Here is a 16,080-nt window from a genome sequence, read left to right as displayed (position 1 = left end):
GAAATCTTCATCCAATGATTCGCCCTCTTCGTCAGCAGAACTTTCTTCAAGTTCAATATCGCTATCTGTGCTGTTAAGCAGTGCATCCAACTCGGAGTCCAGCTCAGCATCAAGGTCGTGAGAAATTGCAGACTCCAGCTCATCAGCTCCTGCGGATTCTTCAGCATCATCCGAATCCAGCGCTGCTGCCGCAGCGACAGCGCCGGCACCTACTGCTGCACCCGCTGCAAGATCCGTCTCATCCAGATCCATACCAATATCTTCAAGCATCGCGTCCAGATCCATCTCTGCATCTTTTGGCTCTGGCTCTGGCTCTGGCTCTGGCTCTGGCTCTACAGAAAGCTCGGCCATATCAAAATCAGCACCAAGATCGATGTCTGGTTCTGATTCAGCTTCAGGCTCGGCCTCTTCTTCTGCATCCGCAGCCATATCAGCTTCGATACTTTCATCTACCTCTGCCAGCAGAGAATCGAAGTCAGTATCGTTACTGATTTCTTCGTGAGGTTCATCAGCCTCAACCTCATCCAGATCTAAGGACTCCAGATCACTATCGCTCTCTGCGATCATCTTATGCAGATCGTGGTCAGACTCTAGTTCGCCTTCCTCAGCAGGCTCATCTTCGGATGCCTCTTCTGGAGATAGAAGCTCTTCTTCAGCACCTAGATTTTCTGCCAGTATAGCGTCCAGATCATCTTCATCTGACTCAACTTCGTCTGGTTCGCTCGCTTCTTGCTCTGTAGCTACTTCATCCAGCAAAGCATCGAGATCTGTATCTTCCTGCTCTTCGACCTGCTCATCTCCAGATTCAACAGACAGTGCATCAAGGTCTTCAACTTCGATATCTTCTACTTCTGTTTCAATACTCTCTGTACTATCAAGCAGCTCATCAAGCCCATCCTCGTCGAGCACTTCTTCTGAAGCTTCTTCTACTTCTTCAACAAGAGGTTCTTTTTCGGCAATTACAAAATCCAAATCATCGGATTCATCTGTATCAACCTCTTGCTCCTCAGGCGCTTCAGTTTCTTCAGCAGCTGGCTCTAAATCGAATTCAAGATCATCATCAAGGCCCAGATCTATGTCATCTTCTGTAGATTGTAATTCTTCAGAAGTCTCTTCCTCAGCATCAGCCTCTAGCGCTGTATCTCCTAGAATATCGTCCAGAGCATCACTAATGTCAGACTCTTCATTTGAGTCTTCAGTTTCAACTGTCTCTTCTTCAGCACCTAGAATAGCATCAAGGTCATCACTGACTTCCGAAGCCTCATCATCTAGATCATCATCGATACCCAGATCAAATTCGTCATCGTCTAGCAGGTCATCTTCAGCATCTGACTCATCCACGGATTCAACAGTCTGAAGAACATCGGCACTGGCATCTTCCTCAAGATCCAGGTCCATATCCATGTCCAGATCCAGGTCATCCAAATCAGAAAGATCTTCATCACTGAGATCCAGATCATTCTCTTCTTCGAGAAGATCTTCTTCATCTCCAATATCTAGATCATCATCCAGATCACTTTCCAGATCACTAAGCTCTTCGATCTCTTCCGGCTCTTCAATTTCCTCTTCGGCAACTTCTTCTGCTACGGGTTCATCAATATCAGTAGTATCAAGTTCCTCTGGAACCTGCACTAGCGCAGAATCATCTACGGTTTCCTCGTCATCTTTGTTACGACGACGCAAGAAGAACAACAGTCCTGCTAATAGAGCGATAATAGCCGCACCGATTCCGCCAAGAATCGTAGGCGACTGTAGAATTGTATCTAGCAGGCTTTTTTCAGCCGGAGGGGCTGGCGTAGGCTCTGGCTTAGCTTTCTCAGCCTCGACCTGGCTCTGTAAAACAGCCAGTTCCTTATCTTTCAGTTCAAGCATCTCGCGTAGCTTTTCAAGCTCGTACTGGATACCATCCAGACGTTCATTGAGTTCAGCATTTTCACGTGAGATTTTATCTACGTTTTCCAGAGACTCACTTAAACGGGTCTCCAGATCGGCATTCTTCTCCAAAAGCGCCTGTTTTTCGGCATCTTCCAGATCTTTTGCCATAGTCTCAGAAAGGAGATCTTTATCAGACTGGTCTGTAGCTACGCCATCTTCTTGTTCCGAACCATCTTTGGGCGTAACAATTTTTAGCTCAGCATCCTTTTCTTCATTTGTAGAAGAAGGCATTGAGTCAGAAGCGGACTTCTTTTTGGAAGCATCCAAAGGCGCTGGTAAGTTTGCTCTTCCCTCCTTCCAAGCAGAAGTCTGACGAACGACTTCTAGTGCCGCGTCTTGGGAATTAAGGCGATTGATCTCCTCCATAGTCGGAAGATCAAGTACAACTCCAGCCCGCAACGCATTGATATTGCCATTTACGAATGCTTCTGGGTTTTTCTTCTGCAAAGCAATCATCATTTTCTTTGCAGAAACATTACTATTTGGACGATGCTTGATTGCTATCGACCACAGCGTATCTTTTACATCAACATATACCTGCCCCTGTCCTGTTCGGGTACGGATATTGTCTGACATTGGGGATGAAGCAATTGGCGCTCGAGCAGGGGCAGCTTGCGTTGCAGCTGGCTGAACAGTTTTTCTTACTGGAGTAGGATCAAATACAGGGGGGTCCAGCAACAGAGTATATTCACGGACAAGGCGTCCATTAGGCCAGTTAACCTCAACTAAGAAATTGAGAAACGGCTCCCTGACCGGTATATCTGATCGCAGAGTTATTAATCCACTACCATCTGGATTAACTTTAACCTGAAAACTGACATCAGTGAGAAAACGAGACTTATCAAGACCAGCCAGAGCAAACTCATCAATATTTGCCATACGCGGCTGAATCTGAAGAGGACTCAACTTTCTAACCTTTAGAAGTTTTATCTCTGCTTTCAGTGGTTCATTCAGTGCCGAATGAATTTTAATTTCACCCAACCCAAGCGCGTTGGCATTGGATGCACTAATAATCCCTGCTACGGCAAGGCTGACGGCGAGTTTTCGCAACATCATCAGTTTCCTTGTTCCCCTACCCTCAAAACTCAGCGGAATCAGAGGGTTGCGATTCCGAAATCTCTTCACAGTATTGTTTATAAACCACTTATGGGTCAAGGAAATACAAACACCTGTTTGCATTTCCTATCAGAAAAGTGACCTAAATGTACTGCTGAATCAAAATTTCAGCGATTTGCACACTATTAAGAGCTGCACCTTTGCGAACGTTATCGGCAACTACCCACAGATTTATAGCATTTTCACAAGAAATATCTTCCCGAATACGACTAACGAATACTTCATCGTTTTTAGCAGCATCGGATACTGGTGTTGCATACCCTCCGGATGCATCACCATCAACCACTTCAACACCAGGAGCTAGGTTTAATAGTTCTCGCACTTCCTCAGCACTGATCGGGTCCCAACACTCAATATGCACAGCTTCGCTATGCCCAAAGAAGACCGGTACTCGCACGCAGGTCGGGTTAACCATTACCCCCTCGTCATCGAGAATTTTCTGGGTTTCCCAAACCATCTTCATCTCTTCACGGGTGTAACCATTTTCCTGCACTTCATCTATTTGAGGCAGGACATTAAATGCGATTTGTTTAGGATAGACATTCGTTTCTGGTGTTTGCGCGTTCAAAAGCTTAGCTGTCTGACCAGCCAGCTCCTCTACACCACTTTTCCCCGAACCAGAAACAGCCTGATAGGTAGCAACGTTAATACGCTTTACTGAAGCATGACGATGAATTGGTGCTACTGCCAATAACATCTGGATAGTCGAACAGTTAGGGTTCGCAATAATGCCCCGGTTAGGATATTCAGCAATACGCTCAGGGTTCACCTCTGGAACAACTAGCGGCACATCGTACTCATAACGGAAGCAAGAGGTGTTATCGATCACTATGCAACCTTGATCAGCGGCGATCTGCGCATACTCTTCTGAAACAGCAGCGCCGGCGGTGAAGAAAGCGATCTGAGCTGTAGAAAAGTCAAAATCATCAATCAGCTCTACACGATGAGAATTGTCGTTAAACTGGATCTGTTTACCTGCACTGTTCTCGCTTGCCAACAGATACAAATTTTCCACTGGGAATTCACGCTGTTCCAGAATTTCCAGAATCGCCTCTCCGACCATTCCAGTAGCACCAACAACAGCAATATTAAAACCTTGACTCATTTCTTATTTCCCAAAAACAAATCAGCCCGGAGCAATGCCGGGCTGATAGAACAACTAAAATGCAGAATTAATCTTCTAGAAGAATTCTCAGCATACGACGCAGAGGCTCAGCAGCACCCCACAACAGCTGATCACCTACGCTGAACGCGTTCAGGTATTCATCACCCAGATTCATCTTACGCAAACGACCTACTGGCACTGTCAACGTACCAGTAATTTTAGCAGGCGTAAGTTCCTGAGCAGTAATGTCACGCTCATTAGGGATCACTTTAACCCAGTCATTTGCTTCAGCCAGCATAGATTCGATCTCATCCATCGGCACATTCTGCTTCAGCTTAATTGTGAATGCCTGGCTGTGGCAGCGCATCGCACCGATACGAACACAAGTACCATCGATTGGAATTGGGCTATCACCCAGACCCAAAATCTTGTTTGTCTCTGCGTATGCTTTCCACTCTTCGCGGCTTTGACCGTTATCGAGTTTAGTGTCGATCCATGGGATCAGTGAGCCAGCCAATGGCACACCAAAGTTATCAACAGGCATTGCATCGCTACGGATAGTTTCAGCAACCTGACGGTCGATATCCAGAATAGCAGAAGCCGGATTAGCCAGGTCACCAGCAACTGATTCCTTGATAATACCCATCTGAGAAATCAGCTCTTTCATATGACGAGCACCGCCACCTGAAGCTGCCTGATAAGTCATGGAAGTCATCCACTCGATCTGACCCGCATTGAACAGACCGCCTAAGCCCATCAGCATCAGAGATACTGTGCAGTTACCGCCAACGTAAGTCTTGATACCGTTAGACAGCCCGTCTTTGATCACATTCATGTTGACTGGATCAAGTACGATGATCGCACTGTCATCCATACGCAGGGAAGATGCCGCATCGATCCAGTAACCGTCCCAACCTGCAGCACGCAGATCAGCGTAAACCTGTTTCGTGTAGTCACCACCCTGACAGGAAATAATGGCATCCATCTGTTTCAACTCATCAATGGATGTCGCATCTTTCAGCGCTGGGATATCTTTACCAATATCCGGACCAGCCTGACCTACCTGGGACGTGGTGAAGAAGACCGGCTCTTCGATATGATCGAAATCACGCTCTTCCATCATGCGTTGCATTAGCACGGAACCCACCATTCCACGCCAGCCAACAAAACCTACACGTTTCATCAAATTCACCAAAAACTCGGATGTTAAAAACACAAAATCGGCTCCGGCGTTTTCTTATATCGAAAAGCAGGAACCGACGGGGCACATATTATGCTACAAAATAGCGATTCAGGCTATCAGCAGAATCGCTATAAATGAGTACTTAGCTCAGTGCAGCAACAACAGCATCACCCATTTCAGAACAGCTTACCTTCTGCATACCTTCAGACCAGATATCACCCGTACGCAGGTTCTGATCCAATACTGCACTTACAGCAGCTTCGATACGATCTGCAGTTTCGCCTGCACCGAAGGAGTAACGCAACATCATTGCTGCAGAAATAATTGTCGCCAGAGGGTTAGCCAGATTCTGACCAGCGATGTCTGGAGCAGAACCATGACATGGCTCGTACATACCTTTACCATCCACATCCAGAGAAGCGGAAGGCAGCATACCGATAGAACCGGTCAGCATTGCCGCAGCATCGGAAAGGATATCACCGAACATGTTGCCGGTTACCATTACATCGAACTGCTTAGGAGCACGTACCAGCTGCATCGCTGCGTTATCCACGTACATGTGGCTCAGTTCAACTTCTGGGTATTCTTTTGACAGCTCTTCCATAATTTCACGCCACAGCACTGTAACTTCGAGTACGTTCGCCTTGTCCACAGAACACAGACGCTTGTCACGAGCCATTGCAGCTTCAAACGCTACACGACCGATACGACGGATCTCATTCTCATCGTAAACATAGGTATTGTAACCTTCACGGATACCACCCTCTTTTTCACGAATACCACGTGGCTGACCGAAGTAGATACCACCCGTCAGTTCACGCACGATCAGAATATCCAGACCGGAAACGACTTCTTCTTTCAGCGTAGAAGCGTGAGCCAGCTGTGGATAAAGAATTGCAGGACGTAAGTTACCAAAAAGACCCAGCTCAGAACGAATACCCAGCAGGCCTTTTTCAGGGCGAATCTGGAAATCTGGGTTAGTATCCCATTTAGGGCCACCGACAGCACCTAGCAGGATTGCATCAGAAGCCTTCGCTGCCTCCAGAGTTTCTGCTGGAAGAGGAACACCAGTCGCATCAATCGCAGCACCACCAACGTGTGCTTCAGTGAATTCAAGACCCAGATTATCCTGTTCATTTACCAGATCCAAAACACGACGTGCTTCAGCAACAATCTCTGGACCAATGCCATCACCTGGCAACATCAATACATTTTTAGACATTTCAAAAACCTTTACTCTTGGGCAGTTTTTAAAACTGCTGCTTTGAATTATTTAATCGCGTCAAACAACTATTTGATTGCGTCGAATAGCCAAGGTGCTGACTGACGGCGTTTCTCTTCGTAAGCCTTAATATCATCTGCGTGCTGCAGTGTTAGACCAATATCGTCTAAACCATTCAGCAAGCAGTGCTTACGGAAATCGTCAATCTCAAAAGCCATCTTTTCACCAGAAGGCGTCTTAACAACCTGATTTTCAAGATCAACAGTTAACTCGTAACCTTCAGAAGCAGCCACTTCTTTAAACAACTGATCAACTTGCTCTTCACTCAAGATGATTGGCAACAAACCATTTTTAAAGCAGTTGTTATAGAAGATCTCAGCAAAGCTTGGCGCGATAACAGAGCGGATACCGAAATCATCTAAAGCCCAAGGCGCGTGTTCACGGCTAGAACCACAACCGAAGTTTTCGCGTGCGAGTAACACACTTGTGCCTTTATAACGTGGCAAGTTCAAAACGAACTCTTCGTTTAGTGGACGCCCCGTACACTCTTGGTCTGGCTGTCCTTCATCTAAATAACGCAGTTCATCAAACAAGTTCTTACCAAAACCAGAACGTTTGATGGATTTCAAAAACTGCTTTGGAATAATCATATCGGTATCAACATTGGCACGATCCAATGGAGCTGCGATACCTGTGTGCAAAGTAAATTTGTTCATGTCGCTCTCCTGATACCTTACTTAATCAACTCACGTACATCGATAAAGTGACCTGTTACTGCAGCAGCTGCAGCCATAGCAGGACTTACCAGATGAGTACGACCACCGAAGCCCTGACGGCCTTCGAAGTTACGGTTCGAAGTAGATGCACAGTGTTCACCATTACCCAACTTATCTGGGTTCATTGCCAAACACATAGAGCAACCAGGCTCACGCCATTCTAGACCTGCAGCAGTAAAGATCTTATCCAAGCCTTCTTTCTCAGCTTGCTCTTTTACCAAACCAGAACCCGGTACAACCAATGCCTGAATGATGTTGTCAGCCACTTTACGGCCTTCAACTACTTTCGCAGCGTCACGTAGATCTTCAATACGAGAGTTTGTGCAAGAACCGATGAATACACGATCAAGTTTGATATCAGTAATATTCTGATCAGCATTCAAACCCATGTATTCAAGTGCACGATTGATACCATCAATCTTAACCTGATCCGTTTCGTTAGCTGGATTAGGTACTTGTGCAGATACGCCAACAACCATCTCTGGAGATGTACCCCAAGTCACCTGAGGCTCAATATCAGCACCGTTGATAACAACCACTTCGTCGAACTCAGCATCATCGTCAGACACTAGATCTTTCCAAGCCGCTACAGCCATATCCCACTGCTCACCTTTAGGCGCAAATGGGCGGCCTTCAACGTAATCGAGCGTGATCTGGTCAACAGAAACCAAACCAACACGCGCGCCCGCTTCAATTGCCATGTTACAAACGGTCATACGACCTTCCATAGACATGTTACGGAAAACATCGCCACCAAACTCGATCGCATAACCTGTACCACCCGCGGTACCGATCACACCAATCACATGCAACACAACATCTTTCGGCGTTACACCAAGGCCTAGTTCGCCATCAACGCGAACCAGCATGTTTTTCATTTTCTTAGTGATCAGGCACTGAGTTGCCAATACATGCTCGACTTCAGATGTACCAACACCGTGTGCAAGTGCACCCAGAGCACCCAACGTTGCTGTATGAGAATCACCACAAACAGCTGTCACACCAGGAAGAATTGCACCCTGTTCTGGCGCCATTACGTGAACGATACCTTGACGCTGATCGTTCATCTTGAATTCTAAAATGCCAAACTCATCACAGTTGCTATCCAGCGTTTTCACCTGAATTTTAGAAACAGGGTCAACAATCTGATCAACACCACCAGAACGCTCAGTTGTGGGTACGTTATGATCTGGAGTCGCGATGTTTGCATCGATACGCCATGGCTGACGACCAGCCATACGCAGGCCTTCAAATGCCTGTGGCGAAGTCACTTCATGAAGAACCTGACGGTCGATATAGATCAAAGAACTACCGTCATCATTAGTACGAACCAAATGTGATTCGAACAATTTATCGTATAACGTCTTTCCAGCCATGCGAGCTCACCTCACTGTTATTCTATGATCAGCTCCACCCTCCCAATCAGGCGGACTGATTTTTCTATGCAGCAATCCTAGTGCAGAGTCACCCACAAAACAAATTCATATTTTTTATACTTTGCATTCCATATTGGAATATATTAAATAACACTATTCTTAATCTGTTTTCTTGAGCCCCAATGGATACTAATACCCTTCAAGCATTCCTGGCCGTTGCTGAAAGCGGCTCATTTTCCAAAGCCGCTGATCATCTTTTTTTAACGCAGTCTGCTGTCAGTAAAAGGGTTGCCCTGCTAGAAGAACAGCTGGGTAGTAAGCTGTTTGATCGAATTGGACGCAGTATCTCTATGACTGAAGCAGGAAGCGCCCTGCTACCAAGAGCACGCGATATACTTCTACAGTTGGATGATGCTAAACGCGCCATCAACAATCTGTCAGGAGGCGATATCACAGGCACTCTGTCGCTTGCTGCTAGCCACCATATCAGTTTGCATCGCTTACCCGGTTTTCTCAGACAGTTCAGCGAAGAGTGTCCACAAGTTGAACTGGATCTGCGTTTTGAAGAATCGGAGGTGGCATACGAAGGTGTATTAAAAGGAGATCTGGAACTGGCACTGATCACTCTTTCGCCGGAGCCTGACCCAAATATCCATTCAGAAATTATCTGGGATGATCTGCTCATGTATGTTGTCGCAGAAGATCACCCTCTAGCTAATAAACATGAAGTTGAACTGGCAGAGCTGACTGACTTTAATGCGATCCTTCCAGGTAGCAACACCTTCACCCGCTCACTGGTGGAACAGCTCTTTGACAATCACGAACTGAATCTCAATGTAACCATGTCGACAAATTACCTTGATACTATCCGGATGATGGTGAGCATCGGGCTTGGCTGGAGTTTGTTACCAGAGAGCTTAATCGGCAAAGGACTTAAGGTGCTTAATGTAGTGGATTCAGAACCCGTTCATCGTAATCTTGGCATTATCTTCCACCGCAATCGCACCCTATCCAACGCCGCTGCATATTTAGTCGACATCCTTAAGTATGCGGGCAAGGATGATGTAACAAAAAGGTAGTTGTAATAAGATGGTGCAACGCAGAAACATTTTCACCATAACCTGCGTGGATATCTGGAGATTTGAAGCTGATGGAAAATAACGGCTTATCCATTGAAGACCTTTTACAAGCACAGCAAGCTTACTGGAAGCAGATTACTTCTGGGGCAGATGCCCAATCCCCGGAAGAGTGGGCGGAGTTTGTATCCCATAATCAGAAGAAGCTCAGCCAGGAAACACCGCAACAGTTTTCTCAGCTACTGGATATCCTAGGCGCTCAGTCGCGAAACTTTACCCAATTTGGTGAAGACCTGCTACGCCAGTACCGCAGTGGTGGCGAACAGCATCTTAATGAAGCGGTACTCCAGTTCCAGAACTATATGCAGAAGCAGACTGGGGAGATGCTGATGCAACAGTGGCAAATTCCAGAACAATTTGCCTCTCTATTTAAAACTCACAGTTTCCGTGATGACCTGATGTTCGAGAATCCGTTCATCAGCGGCATGAAAAGTTTATTGGAAACACCTGTAGTGGGTGGTAACCAGGAATCGCAGCAGCAGATCCGTGAGGCGATCAAACTTACCATCGAATATCAAGAAGCGTTGCAAGAGTATGTAGAACACTACAACTCAATTAACCAGAACGCTTCCACTAAGATGTTGCAGGCTTTAACCAATATGGAAGAGAAAGCTTCCAGTCTACAGCAGTTACATGATATCTGGGTAGAAGCCTATGAATCTGCCTATTCAGACACTGTATTTACTGATGCTTACCAACGCTCTCACGGTCGGATCAGTAATGCCCTGATGCAGCTACGCAAATTTACTCAAGATGTACGTGATGTTCATTTCCAATCGGTAGGTCTCGCAACTCGTCGCGGGCTAGACACTGCCCTACAGCGCCAGCACAAGCTTCGCAAAGAGATGCGAGCCAGCAACAGAGAGATGCAGGCGATGAAACAACAGATTCAAGAGCTACAGCAAGAATCGGCAGCATCACTTATTGCCGATCTCAAAAAAGAGATCACTACACTGAAACGTGAAGTGACCAAGCTGAAAAAAGCGAATCAGGGGAAGTAAGCTATGAATGGATTTAATCTGGACCCTGCAACGGTTACGGATGAACTATTAGAGTTCAACAGAAAGCTACTGAAGAGCTATAACACCCTTGTTCAACTGCAGGAAGTAGATGTTGATTCTACCCCATATGAAGTTATCTATAGCGAAGATAAACTTCGACTCCGCTACTACAAAGCACAAACAGAAAAACGCTGTTCTACCCCGCTTCTGATCTGTTATGCCCTGGTGAACCGCCCTTATATGATCGATCTGGAAGCCAGCCGCTCAATGCTTCAGCGACTTCTGGAACAAGGCCTTGATGTCTACATGATCGACTGGGGTTATCCTGATGCTGCAGACCGTTACCTAGATCTGGATGACTACATCAACGAATACGTAAATAACTGTGTTGATACTGTACTAAGTCATGCTGGAACAGAACAGACAAACCTATTGGGTATTTGTCAGGGTGGAACATTCAGCCTCTGCTATACCGCGCTTAACCCTGAGAAGATCAAAAACCTGATTACCATGGTGACCCCGGTCGATTTCCAGACCGAGGACAACCTGCTGTATCACCTGGCAAAGTATGTTGATGCAGACCTTGCAGTTGAAACCTACGGCAATATTCCAGGCAGTATGCTTAATGACTCCTATAATTCATTAATGCCGATGCGTCTGGGCGTCCAGAAAAATCTGGGCATGCCCAATCAGCTTGAAAACAAAGAAAGCGCTCTAAGCTTTCTGCGTATGGAAAAGTGGATCTATGACAGCCCTGATCAGGCTGGAGAAGCATTCCGTCAGTTTGTAACCCAGTTCTTCCAACAGAATAAGCTAATTAAGGGTGAAGCCCTAATCGGTGATAAGCAGGTTGATCTAGGCAATATCAAACAGCCCGTACTGAACATCTATGGCTCATTTGACCATCTCGTGCCACCTAAAGCATCAACTGCGCTTAAGGCACAGGTCAATAGTGATGACTATCAGGAGATGGAGGTAAAGGCAGGACATATTGGGGTATTTGTCTCTGGCAAATCTCAAACTCAGGTAGCCCCTGCTATTGTGGACTGGTTAGAAAAGCGCGACTAGCTCTGCATAAAACATTAATTTTTTTCAGGATGGGAAGCATAACTTTTTGCTTCCTAACTACGGCTTTGTCTACTAAAATCGGCGCGTTTTTTATAGTGCTGTTTGGAGCGAACCACTTTGCCTAGCAACGGGAAAATTAAGCTACAAGGCTTTAACAACCTAACCAAAAGCCTCAGCTTCTGTATCTATGATATCTGTTATGCCCAGACCCCTGAGCAGAAAGCGGAATACATTGAGTACATTGACGAGCAGTACAATGCTGATCGCCTGACCGAAATCCTTAGCGAATGCTGTGACATTATCGGTGCAAATATACTCAATGTTGCGCGACAGGATTATGACCCTCAGGGGGCTAGTGTAACTATTCTGGTAGCAGAAGAGCCGGTAAAAGACTCTGAATCCGTAGATACGACAGAGAAACCAGGCCCAATGCCTGATTCGGTAGTTGCCCACCTGGATAAAAGCCATATCTGCGTACACACCTACCCTGAAGCACACCCGGACGATGGCATCTGCACCTTCAGAGCCGATATTGAGGTATCAACCTGCGGTATCATCTCTCCTTTGAAAGCACTGAACTATCTGATCCACCAGCTTGAATCCGATATTGTTACTGTGGATTATCGAGTACGCGGTTTTACCCGCGATGTGGACGGTGTTAAGCATTATATCGATCACGATATTAACTCGATTCAGAACTTCTTTACGCCAGACATTCACGACCATTACCGAATGCTGGACGTAAATGTATACCAGGAAAATATTTTCCATACCAAGATGATGCTGAACGAGTTTGATCTAAATACCTACCTGTTTGGTACAACCAAAGAGGAGCTAGATGAAAAAGAGGTTCTGGATATTAGCGAACGCCTCAGCAAAGAGATGAACGAGATCTTCTATGGGCGTAACATGCCCGACATGAACTGATTGAATTTAGTAGCTACACCCTAACGCTAATAAAAAGGCCGCTGAAACAGCGGCCTTTTTATTTACTTAGCATTCTCATCTGCGGGCTTTTTCTGCTCTTCCTGTGGTTTCCCTTCAGGATTCTCTGGAGAGAACATACCCCACATCTGCATATTGCGGTCTGCGATACGATTCATAACCGTCAGAGGATTAGCTGCACCCATCATGGTCTGCATTTGATCACGGATACGATCCTGATGCTCCAGGAACGAAGCAATACTCTGCTCCAGGTACTGACTCATCATTCCCTGCATGCTGTCTCCATAGAAACGGATAAGCTGCTGCAGAACCTGATTGGTCAACAAGGTGCCATGACCCTGCGCTTCCTGTTCGCTAATAATCTGTAGCAGGATATTCCGCGTCAGATCATTACCTGTTTTCGAGTCCTCTACCTTAAATGCTTCACCATTCAACACAAGCTGCTTCACGTCATCCAAAGTAACGTAGCAACTGCGGGAGGTATCGTACAAACGGCGATTTGTATATTTTCTTAGAATTCGCAAAGTACTATCTCTCTCGTAACATTCCCTGACTCATTGCCCGTCGTATTACCTGCCTATTACCTAACTTTCGTAACAGTAGTAACCGTAGGATCAGTCTTTTTTATTATCAGAACTTCCATAGCCAGAAGTCATTAGATTCATCATGATTTTTTGCAGTGCTTCCATAGAACCTAAACCGCTAGTCAAGTATGGTTTAAACAGTGTGAGCGGATCATACCCTTCCACCCCTGCTTCCATCTGTTCAGTGATTTTGTTCATCATATCTTCCTGAAATTTCTGCACATCTGGCAAGCCAAGAACTTTTCGCAGCTCATCAGGGGTCATGTCGATATCAATTTTGAACTTCACACCCTAGCTCCTCTATTGGGCACAGTAATACTCTAATCCTATAGCAAAACTGCGGCAGTGCAAAATACTCAGATCAATTGTTTTGCTGCGCTTTTCCCGGATGTATCCATATCAGTGCCAACACAATCGCTACAAAGCTTGCTAATGCTGAAAGTGCAAAAGTCGGAAAGGCGCCAAAATCGTCCCACATTAAACCACTGACAAACGCCCCAAGAGCACCACCCAGGCCAAATCCCAGACTAGAAAACAGGGCCTGTCCCTGACCATGAGTCCTCTCAGTAAAATAGTGGTGTACAAGAGCAATCCCTACTGCATGAAGGGTTCCAAAAGTTGCAGCATGCAGTGTTTGTGCAAACAACATAAGCGGCAAATTATCTGGCAGCCAGCCGATCAGCAACCAACGAACAACACATAAAACCAGACTAATCAGCATAATCCTGCGGATACCCCAGTGCTGCAACATCCAGTGCATATAGATAAAAATCACAACTTCAGCCACAACTCCAACCGCCCACAAAAGCCCTACCTCTGAGCGACTGAAACCCACCTCAACCATCAATACGCTGTAAAAGGTGTAGTATGCGCCATGACCAAACTGAACCAGAAAACAGATTGCGAAAAAGGCTATAACCTGAGGGCGCAAAAGCAGTATGAGAAATTTTTCGCCAGCCGGGGCATTATTTTTTGCCGCCAGAGAAGATACAGGCTTTGGAATAAACAACGTGTTTATCCAGATCAGAATCATTAGTCCCAGCATCAACCAAGGCAGCCAACGGATGTTGATAAAATCGAGCAGTGCTCCAATACCAACGACGGTAACAATAAAACCAATGGAGCCCCACAGCCTTACACGGCTATAGCGGGACTTATTCTCCCCTAGCTGATTCAGGGTGATAACTTCAAACTGAGGCAGTACCGCATTCCAGAAAAAGCTGAAACCCAACATAACCAGACCGATACCTAGCGCCTGCTCCTGCCAGAAAATCCCCAGAAACATGATGCAGGTCATCAGCGCCCCAAAGCGCACAATTTCTACACGTCTGCCGCTACGGTCAGCCATCCAGCCCCAAAGATTTGGCGCGACTATCCTTGATAGTTGTAGCAACGCCATCAACGTACCAATCGTTTGCGCATCAAATTCGAACGACTTCAGATACAAGCTCCAGTAAGGCACTAAAGCACCTAATAGAGCAAAATAGAAAAAGTAAAAGCCTGATAGCCGAATGTAGTTATCCAGTTGGGGCATGCAAGAGATCTGTTACAAAGATAAGGCTTGAGGATATCAAAAAATAAAAAAGCCGGTACATACGACCGGCTTTTAACTTCATTAGGTTTCTTACGCCTGTTCCAAAGCATCCAACAAATATTGGGGAAGACCAAAACAACCCTTATGCATCTGCGGATTATAAAAGCGAGTTTTAATTCCGCTTTGCTCATAACGACTCTGTAGCTCACTCAAAGCAATCTGTCGTAACGACTCGTCATCACTCCCCCAAGCTAGCGTCATATCACCGCCAATATAGGTAGGTACCGCCGCTCTGTAGAACGCCTGATCTTTAAAATAAGGGCTTAAACGACGACGGGTAGTAATCACTTCATCTTGTTGCAGGAATGGCACACCATTTTGCGCAACAAAAACACCGCCTTCATTAAGTAGTTTTTTACAGCCTTCATAGAAACGGCTCGAAAATAGAACTTCGCCAGGGCCCACAGGATCAGTGCAATCGGAGATAATCACATCAAACTTTTCATCAGTCTCGTGAACATACTCAATACCATCAGCAATCACTATATCTGCACGAGGGTCATCAAACGCTCCATTAGAGTGATTTGGAAGATATTCTTTACACATATCAATAACAGCCTGATCGATCTCAACCTGCGTCACATGCTCCACCGACTGATGCTTACAAACCTCGCGTAGGATACCACCGTCACCACCGCCGATTATCAATACTCGCTTTGCACTGCCATGGGCCATGATAGGCACATGGGTTAGCATCTCATGGTAAACAAACTCATCACGTTCTGTGGTCTGAATAATACCATCCAGCGCCATCACGGTTCCGTAAGTTGTGTTACGAAAAATGATCAAATGCCAGGAATCAGTCTGCTGCTCAAACAGCACCTCTTCCACATCAAATGCCTGACCATAACCTTTATGAAGGGTCTCTTTATAAGAAGTTGTCATTTAGTTAAACCATAAGAAGAACATTGATTGTTTCAATTCAAAGCAGACTAGAACAGCCACACCATAGCCAAGAAACTTTGGCGCATTTATACCCTGAAAGTTTTCAAAAGCAAAGTGGAATAGTTAAGCGAGTTCGCGCCAAAATCTATATCTG

The 16,080-nt window shown here is 45.8% G+C and carries 14 protein-coding genes; 4 read left to right on the top strand and 10 right to left on the bottom strand.

The features are described from left to right. The 6 genes from GY843_RS17440 to leuC form a co-directional block, all read right to left on the bottom strand. On the bottom strand, positions 1 to 2,991 hold a 2,991-nt coding region (locus tag GY843_RS17440), incomplete at its 3' end, for a FimV/HubP family polar landmark protein (RefSeq protein ID WP_297311491.1). Positions 2,992 to 3,133: 142 nt separating this feature from the next. After that, positions 3,134 to 4,156, bottom strand: a complete 1,023-nt coding sequence (locus GY843_RS17435) for an aspartate-semialdehyde dehydrogenase (RefSeq protein WP_297311489.1) — start codon at positions 4,154 to 4,156, stop codon at positions 3,134 to 3,136. A 67-nt stretch (positions 4,157 to 4,223) separates the two neighbouring features. Continuing rightward, entirely contained in the window at positions 4,224 to 5,339 is a 1,116-nt protein-coding gene (gene asd / locus GY843_RS17430) for an aspartate-semialdehyde dehydrogenase (protein WP_297311488.1), read from the bottom strand. Between the two features lie 142 nt (positions 5,340 to 5,481). Next, a complete protein-coding gene (gene leuB / locus GY843_RS17425; protein ID WP_297311486.1) occupies positions 5,482 to 6,561 on the bottom strand; it encodes a 3-isopropylmalate dehydrogenase in 1,080 nt (359 codons plus the stop codon). A gap of 68 nt (positions 6,562 to 6,629) precedes the next feature. After that, complete coding sequence (gene leuD, locus GY843_RS17420) at positions 6,630 to 7,277, bottom strand: 3-isopropylmalate dehydratase small subunit (RefSeq protein WP_297311485.1); 648 nt, start codon at positions 7,275 to 7,277, stop codon at positions 6,630 to 6,632. 17 nt (positions 7,278 to 7,294) lie between these two features. After that, complete coding sequence (gene leuC, locus GY843_RS17415; RefSeq protein ID WP_297311483.1) at positions 7,295 to 8,713, bottom strand: 3-isopropylmalate dehydratase large subunit; 1,419 nt, start codon at positions 8,711 to 8,713, stop codon at positions 7,295 to 7,297. A 182-nt stretch (positions 8,714 to 8,895) separates the two neighbouring features. Between leuC and GY843_RS17410 the strand changes: the two genes are divergently transcribed. From GY843_RS17410 to speD, 4 genes are all read left to right on the top strand, one after another. Beyond that, entirely contained in the window at positions 8,896 to 9,792 is an 897-nt protein-coding gene (locus GY843_RS17410) for a LysR family transcriptional regulator (RefSeq protein WP_297311481.1), read from the top strand. Positions 9,793 to 9,863: 71 nt separating this feature from the next. Next, positions 9,864 to 10,850 (top strand): poly(R)-hydroxyalkanoic acid synthase subunit PhaE, encoded by a 987-nt coding sequence (locus tag GY843_RS17405; RefSeq protein WP_297311479.1) that lies wholly within the window; start codon positions 9,864 to 9,866, stop codon positions 10,848 to 10,850. Positions 10,851 to 10,853: 3 nt separating this feature from the next. After that, positions 10,854 to 11,918 (top strand): class III poly(R)-hydroxyalkanoic acid synthase subunit PhaC, encoded by a 1,065-nt coding sequence (phaC, locus tag GY843_RS17400; protein WP_297311477.1) that lies wholly within the window; start codon positions 10,854 to 10,856, stop codon positions 11,916 to 11,918. 117 nt (positions 11,919 to 12,035) lie between these two features. Next, positions 12,036 to 12,845 (top strand): adenosylmethionine decarboxylase, encoded by an 810-nt coding sequence (gene speD / locus GY843_RS17395; RefSeq protein ID WP_297311476.1) that lies wholly within the window; start codon positions 12,036 to 12,038, stop codon positions 12,843 to 12,845. Positions 12,846 to 12,907: 62 nt separating this feature from the next. On the opposite strand, the gene phaR is transcribed toward speD, so the two are convergent. The 4 genes from phaR to speE all read right to left on the bottom strand — a co-directional run bounded on the left by phaR (position 12,908) and on the right by speE (position 15,926). Then, a complete protein-coding gene (gene phaR / locus GY843_RS17390) occupies positions 12,908 to 13,387 on the bottom strand; it encodes a polyhydroxyalkanoate synthesis repressor PhaR (RefSeq protein WP_297311474.1) in 480 nt (159 codons plus the stop codon). A gap of 90 nt (positions 13,388 to 13,477) precedes the next feature. Beyond that, positions 13,478 to 13,735: a DUF6489 family protein gene (locus GY843_RS17385; RefSeq protein WP_297311473.1), complete on the bottom strand. Its 258-nt coding sequence runs from the start codon at positions 13,733 to 13,735 to the stop codon at positions 13,478 to 13,480. A gap of 73 nt (positions 13,736 to 13,808) precedes the next feature. Then, the gene (locus tag GY843_RS17380) at positions 13,809 to 14,981 is read right to left on the bottom strand and encodes an MFS transporter (RefSeq protein ID WP_297311472.1); all 1,173 of its coding nucleotides are present in this window, start codon (positions 14,979 to 14,981) and stop codon (positions 13,809 to 13,811) included. Positions 14,982 to 15,071: 90 nt separating this feature from the next. Then, positions 15,072 to 15,926 (bottom strand): polyamine aminopropyltransferase, encoded by an 855-nt coding sequence (gene speE / locus GY843_RS17375; RefSeq protein ID WP_297311471.1) that lies wholly within the window; start codon positions 15,924 to 15,926, stop codon positions 15,072 to 15,074. Between the last annotated feature and the right edge of the window lie 154 nt (positions 15,927 to 16,080).

Source organism: Neptuniibacter sp. (assembly GCF_024231755.1).
Taxonomy (GTDB): domain Bacteria; phylum Pseudomonadota; class Gammaproteobacteria; order Pseudomonadales; family Balneatricaceae; genus Neptuniibacter.
This window is presented reverse-complemented; position numbering and strand designations above follow the sequence as displayed.

Bases quoted from the DNA above. Each gene is read 5' to 3' on its own strand.
- asd (WP_297311488.1), bottom strand. From the start codon at position 5,339: ATGAAACGTGTAGGTTTTGTTGGCTGGCGTGGAATGGTGGGTTCCGTG.
- phaC (WP_297311477.1), top strand. From the start codon at position 10,854: ATGAATGGATTTAATCTGGACCCTGCAACGGTTACGGATGAACTATTA.
- GY843_RS17410 (WP_297311481.1), top strand. From the start codon at position 8,896: ATGGATACTAATACCCTTCAAGCATTCCTGGCCGTTGCTGAAAGCGGC.
- GY843_RS17380 (WP_297311472.1), bottom strand. From the start codon at position 14,981: ATGCCCCAACTGGATAACTACATTCGGCTATCAGGCTTTTACTTTTTC.
- GY843_RS17435 (WP_297311489.1), bottom strand. From the start codon at position 4,156: ATGAGTCAAGGTTTTAATATTGCTGTTGTTGGTGCTACTGGAATGGTC.
- speE (WP_297311471.1), bottom strand. From the start codon at position 15,926: ATGACAACTTCTTATAAAGAGACCCTTCATAAAGGTTATGGTCAGGCA.
- GY843_RS17405 (WP_297311479.1), top strand. From the start codon at position 9,864: ATGGAAAATAACGGCTTATCCATTGAAGACCTTTTACAAGCACAGCAA.
- leuC (WP_297311483.1), bottom strand. From the start codon at position 8,713: ATGGCTGGAAAGACGTTATACGATAAATTGTTCGAATCACATTTGGTT.
- leuD (WP_297311485.1), bottom strand. From the start codon at position 7,277: ATGAACAAATTTACTTTGCACACAGGTATCGCAGCTCCATTGGATCGT.
- leuB (WP_297311486.1), bottom strand. From the start codon at position 6,561: ATGTCTAAAAATGTATTGATGTTGCCAGGTGATGGCATTGGTCCAGAG.